This is a genomic window from Candidatus Bathycorpusculum sp. (genome assembly GCF_009778815.1).
Lineage (GTDB): Archaea > Thermoproteota > Bathyarchaeia > Bathyarchaeales > Bathycorpusculaceae > Bathycorpusculum > Bathycorpusculum hydrogenotrophicum.
This window is the reverse complement of record NZ_WRFL01000018.1, coordinates 22,053-33,659: the sequence shown is the minus strand read 5'-3', so window position 1 is coordinate 33,659 and position 11,607 is coordinate 22,053. Positions and strand designations below refer to the sequence as shown.

12 protein-coding genes and 1 tRNA gene are annotated in these 11,607 nt (G+C 43.4%); 10 read left to right on the top strand and 3 right to left on the bottom strand.

Annotated features, from left to right (window positions below; all coding sequences use genetic code 11):
* Positions 1-269: 269 nt before the first annotated feature.
* On the bottom strand, positions 270-782 hold the full coding sequence (locus FWF39_RS05365; protein WP_343382413.1) for a PUA domain-containing protein: 513 nt from the start codon (positions 780-782) through the stop codon (positions 270-272).
* A gap of 39 nt (positions 783-821) precedes the next feature.
* Between FWF39_RS05365 and FWF39_RS05360 the strand changes: the two genes are divergently transcribed.
* From FWF39_RS05360 to FWF39_RS05335, 6 genes are all read left to right on the top strand, one after another.
* The gene (locus tag FWF39_RS05360; RefSeq protein ID WP_343382412.1) at positions 822-1,355 is read left to right on the top strand and encodes a multiprotein bridging factor aMBF1; all 534 of its coding nucleotides are present in this window, start codon (positions 822-824) and stop codon (positions 1,353-1,355) included.
* On the top strand, positions 1,349-2,617 hold the full coding sequence (gene hflX, locus FWF39_RS05355) for a GTPase HflX (protein ID WP_343382415.1): 1,269 nt from the start codon (positions 1,349-1,351) through the stop codon (positions 2,615-2,617). The genes FWF39_RS05360 and hflX overlap by 7 nt, the downstream gene beginning before the upstream one ends.
* A complete protein-coding gene (locus FWF39_RS05350) occupies positions 2,577-3,185 on the top strand; it encodes a tRNA (cytidine(56)-2'-O)-methyltransferase (protein WP_343382411.1) in 609 nt (202 codons plus the stop codon). The genes hflX and FWF39_RS05350 overlap by 41 nt, the downstream gene beginning before the upstream one ends.
* 67 nt (positions 3,186-3,252) lie before the next feature.
* A complete protein-coding gene (locus FWF39_RS05345) occupies positions 3,253-3,765 on the top strand; it encodes a transcription factor (protein WP_343382410.1) in 513 nt (170 codons plus the stop codon).
* A gap of 4 nt (positions 3,766-3,769) precedes the next feature.
* On the top strand, positions 3,770-4,306 hold the full coding sequence (locus FWF39_RS05340) for an HDIG domain-containing metalloprotein (protein WP_343382409.1): 537 nt from the start codon (positions 3,770-3,772) through the stop codon (positions 4,304-4,306).
* Positions 4,299-5,045: a DUF2110 family protein gene (locus FWF39_RS05335; RefSeq protein WP_343382408.1), complete on the top strand. Its 747-nt coding sequence runs from the start codon at positions 4,299-4,301 to the stop codon at positions 5,043-5,045. The genes FWF39_RS05340 and FWF39_RS05335 overlap by 8 nt, the downstream gene beginning before the upstream one ends.
* Before the next feature lie 474 nt (positions 5,046-5,519).
* On the opposite strand, the gene FWF39_RS05330 is transcribed toward FWF39_RS05335, so the two are convergent.
* Complete coding sequence (locus FWF39_RS05330; RefSeq protein WP_343382407.1) at positions 5,520-5,894, bottom strand: hypothetical protein; 375 nt, start codon at positions 5,892-5,894, stop codon at positions 5,520-5,522.
* A 266-nt stretch (positions 5,895-6,160) separates the two neighbouring features.
* Here FWF39_RS05330 and FWF39_RS05325 point away from each other — a divergent pair, with 266 nt between their 5' ends.
* Positions 6,161-7,417, top strand: coding sequence for an NAD(P)-dependent oxidoreductase (locus FWF39_RS05325; RefSeq protein WP_343382406.1), 1,257 nt, complete (start codon positions 6,161-6,163; stop codon positions 7,415-7,417).
* A gap of 35 nt (positions 7,418-7,452) precedes the next feature.
* On the opposite strand, the gene FWF39_RS05320 is transcribed toward FWF39_RS05325, so the two are convergent.
* Positions 7,453-8,229: an SPASM domain-containing protein gene (locus tag FWF39_RS05320; RefSeq protein ID WP_343382405.1), complete on the bottom strand. Its 777-nt coding sequence runs from the start codon at positions 8,227-8,229 to the stop codon at positions 7,453-7,455.
* A gap of 326 nt (positions 8,230-8,555) precedes the next feature.
* Here FWF39_RS05320 and FWF39_RS05315 point away from each other — a divergent pair.
* The 3 genes from FWF39_RS05315 (at position 8,556) to FWF39_RS05305 (ending at position 11,504) form a co-directional block, all read left to right on the top strand.
* A tRNA-Ala gene (locus tag FWF39_RS05315) sits at positions 8,556-8,629 on the top strand.
* Between the two features lie 105 nt (positions 8,630-8,734).
* Positions 8,735-9,256 (top strand): hypothetical protein, encoded by a 522-nt coding sequence (locus FWF39_RS05310; protein ID WP_343382404.1) that lies wholly within the window; start codon positions 8,735-8,737, stop codon positions 9,254-9,256.
* Positions 9,257-9,596: 340 nt separating this feature from the next.
* Positions 9,597-11,504, top strand: a complete 1,908-nt coding sequence (locus FWF39_RS05305) for a fibronectin type III domain-containing protein (protein ID WP_343382403.1) — start codon at positions 9,597-9,599, stop codon at positions 11,502-11,504.
* Positions 11,505-11,607 lie beyond the last annotated feature (103 nt).

Genomic DNA, 11,607 nt, shown 5'->3' with positions numbered 1-11,607 from the left:
ATTGTCTCAAAAATTATCCAACGCTCATCTTTGGTCAAGTTAACACTGTACTTTTTATTCATAACTAAGCACGTGTTAACATATACAATCAACACTTATTTATAATGCGGTCAAAGCAATAGACGATGCCGCTGAAATGTTTGTGTATCCTTCGAGTTAACGGGGCTTCTTTTTGGCTATTATCATATGGTTCTGGTAGTTATGTTTTCACTTAGCTATCGTTTTTGGTGTCAAGATTTGTTTATAGAAGAAGTGATTAGTTCTCTTATCTATTTGTTTGTACCATGTCGGGTCTTGACAGCGACACCGGTTTTAAAGGCGCGGATTTCGTTGCTAGAGAGCAGGGTACGTCCAACTGCGAGAACTTGGTGGTTCTCATCAATGATAATGGCTTCATCTTTGGCGCATACTTCTTCATCAACTGCCACAACATGTACGGCAAAGACGTCTCCTCCTTTGGCGATGTAGGGGGCTACGGCATTTTGTACCTTTACGAAGCATTTGGCTTCTGGGATGTGTTCTGCCATGGTTTGAGCGGCTGTGACGCTTAAAGATAGTCTGCCATCGGTGGGGCGCAGTGTTGCTAGTCGTTGGTTGTCTAGGTTGATGAAGCGTATTCTGCCTGTGCGGGGAGAATACTGGATTTCTATGTTTTCGGGGAATAGTTTGGTGCCGGTTCCTTTGCCGAATTGGTAGTCTGCGATGCATCGGACTTTTTGTTTTGCGTTTTCCATGAGTTTATCATAACCATCTGGTGAGGTTAATTCGACAAGTATAAACATAACAACATAATAAAACTCTCTGAAAGGTGATTATTTTACATGCGATGTGAAGTCTGCGGACGCAAAATCCACACGGATCCCGTGCGTGCGATAATCGAAGGCGCCAAGCTGACCGTGTGTGTTGAGTGCTCTAAACACGGTAAAGTCGTAATGCATGAAGAAGTAGCAATTTCACAGCCCAGTCCAACCAAATCGTATGCACATATCCCCGTCATCATGAAAAAACCGCCTGTTGCACAGGTGCAAATAACCACCGAGGTCGTCGATGACTATGCCGCCAAAATCCGTTCAGTCAGAGAAAAACTAGGCCTGTCTCATGAGGATTTGGGTAAAAAAATCAACGAAAAAGCTTCTGTGTTGCGGCACATTGAAACCGGCAAAATTGCACCCACCAACCAGCTTGCAAACAAGCTGGAGCATGCCCTAAAAATCACATTGATGGTTCCGATTGTAGACGAAAAAGTAACTGCCACAACGCCCAAAAAACTGGCTAGTGACGGTTTAACTTTGGGTGACCTCATCGATATGACTAAACCCGCTGAGGAGGCACCTGGCAAACGAAAGCCATCTTAGTTCAACGCCGATTAAACCGCGAAGAATCCACCTTAGCAGAACTCCAAAGCTTAGCCGAAACTGCCGGCTACACCATAGTTGGCACTATGGAGCAGACCCGTCGACCTGATGCCCGTTACCAAATTGGTGCAGGCAAAGTCGAAGAGCTTGTTAAACTCGTTGAAACAACGGGCGCTCAAAAAATAATTTTTGATAATGCTCTTCGAACCTTACAGAACTACAACTTGGCCAAAGCTACCCATGTTGAAGTTATGGATCGATTCCAGCTTATTTTGGAGCTCTTCCGTAGACGAGCCACCACAACCGAGGCTCAACTCCAAATCCAGCTGGCCACTCTTCAAAACGAGCTCAGACATGCCCGCGAAAAAGTACGTCTCTCCAAGGGTAGTGAGCAGCCTGGATTTATGGGCTTGGGTGTTTATGAAGCTGACATCTATCGTGATGCCATCAAGGCACAAGTACAGACCATACGCAAAAAACTCCGCCGTATACGAGAAAAACGTGTCTTACAAAGAGAACGGCGTGCAGAATTAGGCTTTTTAACAATTTCTCTGGCTGGATATACCAGCGCAGGCAAAAGTACCCTCTTTAATGCCCTAACCCAAGAAACTGCTCTGGTGGATAAAAGTCTCTTCACCACCCTCTCAACCCAGACACGTATGCTAGAGTTTAGCGGACGGCGTTTCCTTCTAACCGATACCGTAGGCTTTATTGATCGACTTCCTATTTCACTGATTGAGGCGTTCCACTCAACACTTGAAGAAACAATATTTGCTGACCTCATAATATTGGTTGTAGATTTAGACGAACCCCTAAACGCTATCGAGAAGAAAAATAATATCTGTCTTCAAACGATTGAACAACTCGGTGCCTCTGATATCCCCCTCGTAACTGCTCTCAACAAAATTGACTGTCTCACTCCCCAAGAACAAACAGAAAAACTTGCCGCTCTCAAAGATAAACTTAAAAATCCTCTTTTGCTTTCCGCAAAACGTCAAACCAATCTTGATGAACTCAAAAAATATGTTCTTAGAGTGCTTGAGCACTATGTGGCTGCAGAATTTAGTGTACCTCTAAGCGGTAATGTGATGCCCTTTATTTCTTGGGTACATCAAAAAGCTGATATTCACAACGAAGAATTCACAAATGACTCCGTGCACATAATCCTCGAAGCTGAACCCTCAATTATGGAGCAGATAAAAAAGAAGGTCCAAATATTAAATGGAAAATTCCAATTCACTTCCAGTCAACAACAACAATAGTGGTAGTAGTGGTTTCCCTCGAATTGTGGTTCTGCGTTGGGGTCATCGTGTTCAGCGTGATGTGCGGCTCACCACTCATGTTGCTCTAACCGCCCGGGCTTTGGGTGCCTCTGGTTTTATTTTAGCTGACACTGCTGATCGGCATATCGAAGAAACTATAGCTAAAATCACCCAAACTTGGGGTGGTGGCTTCAAATTTGAAATGTCTATCCCATGGAAAAGTGCCATTCGGGACTGGAAAAACCAAGGTGGTATTATTGTACATCTTACTGCTTATGGTGAGAATATTCAAACAAGTGATGTTTTAAACCGTATTAAAGTACAAAATAAAGATGTGATGCTTCTGGTGGGTAGTCAAAAGGTGCCTGGTGAATTTTACTCACCTGAAGTCTCTGACTTTAATGTTGCGGTGGGCAATCAACCTCACTCCGAATGTTCTGCTCTTGCTCTCTTTTTAGATCGATATTTTGGGGGTCAAGAGCTAGGTAGACCCTTTGAAAAAGCAAAAATCAGCATTATCCCAAAAGAACGCGGTAAGGAAATTAAAACAAACAACATTGAATTCTAAACGTCTTGTGAGAAGAGTTTTATTGCAGCAAGATGCAGTATTATGCGTGTCAAAAGGAACTTCCAGCATGTTATCAACTATTGATGATACAACTCTAAACAAAGTGGCCTTGGCGCTTGGAGACCAAGATGCTGTAATACTTATCGATCATCTAAAGGGCGTAGAAGAAATTACAGATGATGAAATCGCCAATAAAACCGCTATACGTCTAAACAGCGTACGCAAAATCCTCTACAAACTCTACGATCACTCTCTAGTTAGTCTAAGACGTACCCGTGATCCTAAAACCGGCTGGTTTATCTTCCACTGGAAACTCCAACCCGACCAACTCGAAGGTTTTATTCTCAGCCAAAAAAGGCGTGTCCTTGAAAAACTCAACGTGCGCCTAGAATACGAAAAAAATCATGACTTCTACCACTGCGGTAACCCAGAGTGCAAACGTATCCCCTTTGAAGAAGCAGTCGAGTTAGTTTTTCACTGCTCAGCATGCGGCAATCCTCTAACGCACTTTGCAAACGAAGTCATGATTGAGAAGCTCTCAGAAAAAGTAAACATCTTGCGCAGAGAACTAGGCGAATAAAGACGTGAACCCCCCGCTTCCAAACAGGGAGCAAGCGATCCAGCTTCTTAGAGAAACCAATTGCCCGCCCCAAGTCATCAACCACTGTATAGCTGTTGCAAACTATGCATTGGAACTCGCCTGTAAACTCCAAAAAAACGGCATAACCCTTGATTTATCTCTCATCGAAGCCGGCGCTTTGTTACATGATATCGGACGCTCTAAAACCCATGACGTTGATCACTCCTTAGCCGGCGTAGAAATTGCCCAAAATCTAGGTTTACCACCAACCATAGTAAACATCATCAAGCGTCATGTAGGTGCAGGTATTGCCCCCAAGGAAGCCCAGCGATTAGGCTGGCCCAAAGACATCTATATCCCCCAAACCCTAGAAGAAAAAATTGTCTGCTATGCCGACAAACGCATCGATAACGACAAAGATGTTGTACCTATAGAAATCGAAATTAATCGATTACAAACGGCAGGATTTGGGGAAGCAGCAGAAAGAGTTAGAAGACTCCACATAGAAATAACAAACCTAATAGGCGAAACTCATGACTAATCTGACCTTGCTCACAAAAGCCTGGAACGGCGGCCAAATACGCCAGATAGATGAATTATTACACACCCAATTCGCAGACCTCGATGTAGACCTAAAAATTCTAAGCAATCCCACAAACCGATGGGTACAGATATCTATTGAGGGTGAAGATCAAGCGGTAGCAACCGCTTATATACGCAAAGAAATCGGGATATGTCCTGCTAGTCTTGATGCAATAGAAGCTGATATGGTGCTCAAGGGTTATGTTTCTAAAATCGATATAGAAAAACAGAGGCTGATGGTGGATGTGGGCGTTTTTGAACCCAAAGCAACACAAGCTGTTGTCCCCCTGTCAAATCTGCAGTTACAGCTGGCTGATGGCAAAAATATTATGCTCAAACAAATCACCGACGCCTATGCCATCACTGAGGGGTTGCCCCTAAGTGTTAGGGTTATCTCAAAAGATGCAGATATTTTAACTGCCGAGTTGTCATCTGAACAGGCCACAACGTTGCAGAACTGGCAGCAATCTCTTCTTGATAGACTTATTGTGTTGCGTGCATCTAAGGAACTGGTTTCTGAGGTGATTGAGCGGACCCGACTAAACCGCGACGTTATCGATGTGGAACCGCTGGGATTGTTTGAGTTTGCTTTGGTCTGCAAGTTGGGCACTGATGCGGCAGGATTGGTCTCCCGGATGGGACGCTATATGCGCAATGCGGTGTTTGTGGTTTTTGCCGCAAAGAAAGCGCGGTTTTAAGTGTACCCCGGGACTAACCTTATAAGTGGAACATAATTAGTTATCCGATTTAGTATAATAAAAAATTAAAAACGAAAGGGAGAGGGTAAAAAATAAGCCAAACAGAAGAAAGAGCAGACGGTAGAAAAAAATACCGCATCGACATCGGCGCCTATGGCAGCATAGGCATAGAAGCACCAACCAAAGAAGAATGCCTCGAACTATTCAAAGAAGTCACCAAAACCAAACGCGACCAAAGAATAGACGAAGCCATCCGATAAACAACCAAAACCAACAAAACTACAACCAACTCAACACAAAACCATTTTACAGTAGCAACCCCACAAACATCAATCAATCCAAATCAAATTCAAGTTCTTATTTAACCTCAAGTTCAACCGCCGCTCAAAAAGAACCTGCCAAATAAAGACCTGTATTTTAGACTCTAAACGATGATGTAAGTTCAGGGTTAAAAAAAGAAAGAGTGATACTGGACTAGATGCCCAGTGCGCCTATGCCGATGCCTACGCCTATGCCTATGAGTGCCAGCAGGAACAATATGATGACAGCGACAACCACTGTGATAACCGCGATGACAAATGCTTTGATCCAGCCGCAGTCAAAGAAGTGCTTAATGAGCCCCAGCCACACAACAAACATGATGATTGTTGAGAGCAGACTGCCCCATACACCACCGCCCAATAAAGCTCCAACGATGGCGCTTATGACTGTACCAAGCGCGACTATCCAGATGGCATCTGTGAATTTGGCTTTATGTTTCCCTACAAGTACTCTGCCAACAAGCCACAGTATAGGTGCAATGACAACTATAGTAACAACTATTTGTATCAATAATCCTACGATATCCATAGTGGTATTTCTCCAATAGTATATTTGACACTGGGTTTTTAAAACAATCGCTTAAATCAAGAGTGCACAGTCACTAAGACAATACCTGTTTGACTGCTAAGAAGCCTGTTTTGAGTTGCTGACAATCCATAGCTCAGTGAAGTGGCTATGGAACTAAACGGAAGGTTTAACTCTATAACCTGCCTTATTGAGGTTTAGGGAGTAGTGGGATAGAAAATTCCGAGATATGGTTGTTTTATTTACTGGGGTAAGGAGATACAGGTTGTATGAGAAAATACATAATTGATGATGCAAAGCGATGTTTACAATGCAAAAATCCTCTATGCAGCAAGGGCTGTCCAATTCACACTCCCATAAAAGAAGCCATTGCATTGCTTCTTGAGAGTAAATTATTAGATGCAGGCAAATTACTCTTTGAAAACAATCCTCTCTCTTTGGTGTGTAGCCATGTTTGTCCCCAAGAAGACCAATGTGAAGGCCACTGCATCATGGGTAAAAAGGGCACGCCCGTTTTTATAAGCGCCATTGAGCAATACATATCTGACTACTACCTATACAACTACAAACCCGTGTGCTCCCTTCGAAACCGCGGAAAAGTAGCTATCCTTGGATCAGGCCCCGCCGGTATAACCATCGCATTTTTACTTGCAAAAAAGAACTATGACGTAACAATTTTTGAAAAACACGACCAAGTCGGAGGCATACTGCGCTATGGTATACCAGAGTTTCGCCTGCCAAAACGAATCGTAGACCAACTAATGGCCACTCTGATCCAAAGCGGCATAAAAATCCGTCCCAACACAACCATAGGCTCAAACCTAACCGTGGATGATCTATTTCGCGACGGCTTTCTCGCCATCTTTATGGGCACAGGCGTGTGGCAACCCCGCAAACTAAACATCAAAGGCGAAAGCCTAGGACATGTCCATTTCGCTATCGAATACCTAAAAAACCCCTCCGTTTATCGACTCGGCAAATCCCTAATCATCATCGGCGCAGGTAATGTAGCCATGGACGCGGCACGCACTGCCCTTCGACACGGTTGCGAAGAAGTCCTAATCGTTTATCACAAAGACAAATCAGGCATAACCGCAACTGAACACGAACTCCAATACGCCAAAATTGATGGCGCAAGACTCGAACTAAACAAACTAGCAACCGAAATCACCGACGAAGGCGTAGTATTTGCCGATTCAGAGATATACCTCGATGAAACCGGCCACAAACAAGCCCGAGCCATCCCCGGCACAGAAAAACTCTACAGTGCCGATTCAGTTATTATTGCAATAAGCCAAGGCCCCCGCACAGTTGTTGCCTCCTCCACCACCGGCATAAACCTAGGCCAAAACGGGTTGGTAGTGGTTGATGGGTTGGGTCACACAAGCCGCGAAGGTGTCTTTGCCGGCGGAGATGTCGTAACAGGAGCAAGAACCGTAGTTGAAGCCGTTGTTGCCTCCCGCAAAATAGCCGAAACTATCGATGAATACATCGTCAAAAAACAGGCGCATCCTGATAAGCTCTAATACCAAAAACTGAGCTTAACAGAAAATAGACCACCTTACTTTTTGTAGTAGTGTTCTATGCATTGTTTAGCTTGGTGTCTTTGCACCACTCGTTTGATGTAGTATTTGGCTCTAAAGTTTACTGAGGCCCAAGCGCATTTCCTGCATAGAATCTTGCCGTCTATTTTGAAGCGATTAGCACATACTCTTTGATACTCCAAAGATTGAGTGATCTCAAACCATGATTGAGACACTAAATTGCCCAGTGGATGTTTTAAACCAAAATCCATACAACACAAAGTTACATCCCCATTGGGCAACATTACGAACTGGGGTGCAGCAAGTTTTTCGCAGAAAAACCAGCCGCGCAAGTTTCTTGTTTGCGTTTCCTCACAGGATCCTGCTCGCTCATTTGATATAAAACGCTCATTCATCACATAAAACGTCGTAATATGTAGCTGGTTCATGGCTGCGGTTAGGGTGTCTTTGTATGCTTGGGTAAGTGGAATTTTAGCATTCCCCAAATTATCCGGCAAATGCAAAGTAATCTCAGGATTACAGCGTTTGAGCCGCTCCACATCTTTGCTCTTAAGACCCACAAGAGTTGAGAACAAACTAATCTTGTAACCCTGTGCATGGGTATACTCTATCATGTCTAGGCATTGCGGGTTTAAGAAAGGCTCCGCAAACCCCGAAAAATGAATCGCCACCTGCTTTGGCACACTGGATAGTGCGGACTTGAAGTCATCAAAACTTAGCACTTTGCAACCCTGATACTTTTTTTGAAAGATACGCTGTGGACAGTAACGGCAGTCAATAGTGCACTTACTCACAGTCGTAACTTCTAACCAAGGCTGAAACAGAGGCATACTCTCATCTGCAATGCTAAAGCAAGTTTTTAGTTATTTGTCTTACCTTTTTGCAAAACAAAACTTAGCTAAATACCACCAAAGCACATACACCAAACAAACAATCAATGTTGACTAACCATTGGCAAGCGTTGCTGATTGTCCGCTCAATATTTCTATAGAACCGTTTGGCAACACGAATTTTGTGCTTCTCTGTGGTGGGTGTGCTTCTTATTTCGGTGTTGTTTTGCCTGTTTTTGTGATGGATCGGCAAAACCTAAATATCAAAGAGTGTATATTTTGGCAGACGCGGGCCGGTAGTTCAGCTGGTATGAACGCTTGATTTGCAATCAAGAGGTCGGGGGTTCAAATCCCCCCCGGTCCACTTTTCTTAGTTTTGTTGGTAGTTCGTTACATCGCTTTTCACTCTTAAGCGAGTGCTTATGAAAAATCATCGGCTGTTTCCTCAGCTTTAACTACGCCGGTTGTGGTGAAAAATGGCTATACTTCTGTGGGATTTTATAATGCAGATAACAAGTATGTACCTAAAGATGGTAAACTAGATGTAGGTTATCTCGTTTTTAATTGTTTAAATGATGATTCTCAAAAAGTTACTCTGACAGAGATTAAATTGGCGCAGATTGTTGATAATGGTGAGACCCGTAGTGAGTTTCTCGCCCCTGTTGAAATCAAAGTATTGCCTGAAAATAGTTCTGGAGGTTTATCGGTGGATGGTGCTAAGGGTTCGTCGGGAGATGGCGCTAATGGCGGGTCATCAATTGGTGCTAAGGGTTCGTCGGTAGATGATGATAACGCATCGTCAATTGGCGACAAGGATTCATCGGCAGATGATGATAGTGCTTCGTTAATTGCTGCCCATGATTTATTGGTGGATAATTCAAAAGATTCTGGTTTGTCGGTTGGTTTTTGGATTGCCCTTGTGCTTTTGGTTGTTGCGGTTTGCGGCATTGGTGTTTTTGTTATCATGAAAAAGCGTACCAACATCCAATAAAATAAACCGTCTACACTTTTTTTCTTGGGTCATTCTGTTTTGAAGTTGTGGTTTGTCCTCTTTGTTCTGGCTGATGTATAGAGTTGTTAGCAAGTTTCTATTGCATATTGAAAGAGACAGAAAGTATAGTTGGTTAACTGTTTATTTGATTTGTGAACTTTTTCAGTGTTTGCACTAACGGGGCTGCCGCTATTTACCTTAATGAATATGTATTTTTTATAGAAAAATATGGAGACAATATAGATATTGAATCTATTAACATATTTTTTATAATCAGCGTTTTGGATTTTACTTCTTAGAAAGCGTTTGCTTTCTTAAAATTTGTATGGGTAAAATTGAAATGAAGTTACAAACAAAAAATAATAAAAAAATGTTATCTTTTGCTCTGACTATCTGCGTTCTTTTTAGCATGATAGTAGCGGCATTACCCTACGCTACCGCAGCAACAGCCCTGGATGTAAGCTATCTGACGCTGGCTCCAGGATCAGATGCGACTCAGCTCACTTTTTCATGGCACACCGCAGACAAGGCTGATAACCCTGTTGTCCGTATATGGCAACAATATAGCGAGGCAATTGAATTTACTGGCACAAGTAGCGCCGCGCCGTCCTCTCTTAGCACCATGTATTATAATAGAGTTACCGTAACTGGTCTTGAGACCAATACCGCCTATACTTACCAACTTGGTGACGGCAATGACAACTGGAGTGTTGAATACACCACCAAAACAGGTACCCCTGACTCATTCAGCTATATAGTGTTCGGTGACCCACAGGTCTCCAGTCAAACCTATGGTAACAACTGGAAAAACACTTTGGAACTGGCTCTTGGCGTGAACTCTGATGTTGCTTTTATGGCCAGCACTGGTGACAACATTGATTCTAACACCAGAGCTCAGTATGATTACTTCTTCACACCCCAGTCAATCTTCTCATCTCTACCTCTAGCTACATGCATGGGTAACCACGAAGGTTCAGGCACAGCACCACATGTCTTTTATAACCCACCAAACACAAACGGCGGGGCGGACGTGGTGGACTATTGGTACCGATATGGTGATACCCTGTTTATGGTTTGGGATTCTACCACTGGTAACGCGGCTGGCATGAGGAACTTTTTGCAAAATGCGATTGACGCAAATCCGGATGCAACTTGGAGAATCCTCAATTTCCACTATGACGTATACGGTCAAGGCAGTTCGCACGCCCTCTCAGACGGCAAAAACTACAGAGATACATATGTTCCTGTGATTGACGAGTTCGGTATCGATGTCGTATTTAACGGACATGACCACTCTTACAGTCGTTCATATCCAATGAAATGGTCTGGCAACTCCAGCACTTCAAATACCCTGGGTATGCAACCTGAAAACCTGATTGACGGCAAAGCCACCGACTTAACCGGCACTGTCTACTTCTCCCTCAACTCCGCAAGCGGCCAAAAATACTATAGCTTAGTGGCGCAACAACCTTACACTGCAGTTATGCACCAGAACAACCGCCCGATGTTTAGCATTGTGGATATGACTGCCAGCTCCTTCACCTGCACTACTTATCAGGTGAACGCGGATAACACTCTTAGTATAATAGACTCCTACACTATTGCCAAAACCATTAATGTCCCCGTGTCTGCTGTTGTTGCTTTGAGTGGCGCTACCGATGTTGTTGTTGGTAATGACGCTACATACACTGTTTCTGTTAGTGATGTAAGCAAGCTTGCTACGGTTACTCTTCAGTTTGAAGTTGACGGCGCATACTTTAGCGGTAAATCTTTCACTGGTCTTAATGGCTTTGAGGTCCTTGGTGATGTTGCGTGGACTCGGGATAGCACTGGTGTTTGGACGGGTCGTGTTACTCTTGTCAACTTTAATGGCGGTGTAAGTAGTGCTGCTGGTGCTTTGGATATTTTTGAGATGGTGTTGGCATCAAACAGTAACTTGCTTGGAACTACTGATGTTAGGTTGGTTGATGCTGTCTTAAGCGGCTATGATGATGCGGATGTGGCGGTCTATATTGATTCTTTGATAGCAAATGGACTTGTACAAACATCTATTGGTCAATACTTTTCAAAGTATGATGTTAATCGTGATGGTGTTGTTGATCAGCTTGATTTGACTGCTGCTCAGTTGTTCTTTATGGCTAAAGAGGGCGATGCTAACTGGAATGCTGCTAAGCGTGCTGATGTTAACGGTGACGGCCGAGTCGATATCGAAGACTTGATCCTCATCCTCAAAAACATCACATGGTAACCCCCCCAATATCTTTTTTTATTAAAAACTTGCAATATTTTGTATTTCTATTGCAAACATTTTTTGCTTATAAATAACTTCCCACAAACAGATATTGCTCCGA

Excerpts from the sequence above, each read along its gene's own strand:
- FWF39_RS05365 (WP_343382413.1), bottom strand. The coding sequence starts at position 782 with ATGTTTATACTTGTCGAATTAACCTCACCAGATGGTTATGATAAACTC.
- FWF39_RS05360 (WP_343382412.1), top strand. The coding sequence starts at position 822 with ATGCGATGTGAAGTCTGCGGACGCAAAATCCACACGGATCCCGTGCGT.
- FWF39_RS05350 (WP_343382411.1), top strand. The coding sequence starts at position 2,577 with ATGGAAAATTCCAATTCACTTCCAGTCAACAACAACAATAGTGGTAGT.
- FWF39_RS05345 (WP_343382410.1), top strand. The coding sequence starts at position 3,253 with ATGTTATCAACTATTGATGATACAACTCTAAACAAAGTGGCCTTGGCG.
- FWF39_RS05335 (WP_343382408.1), top strand. The coding sequence starts at position 4,299 with ATGACTAATCTGACCTTGCTCACAAAAGCCTGGAACGGCGGCCAAATA.
- FWF39_RS05330 (WP_343382407.1), bottom strand. The coding sequence starts at position 5,894 with ATGGATATCGTAGGATTATTGATACAAATAGTTGTTACTATAGTTGTC.
- FWF39_RS05325 (WP_343382406.1), top strand. The coding sequence starts at position 6,161 with ATGAGAAAATACATAATTGATGATGCAAAGCGATGTTTACAATGCAAA.
- FWF39_RS05305 (WP_343382403.1), top strand. The coding sequence starts at position 9,597 with ATGAAGTTACAAACAAAAAATAATAAAAAAATGTTATCTTTTGCTCTG.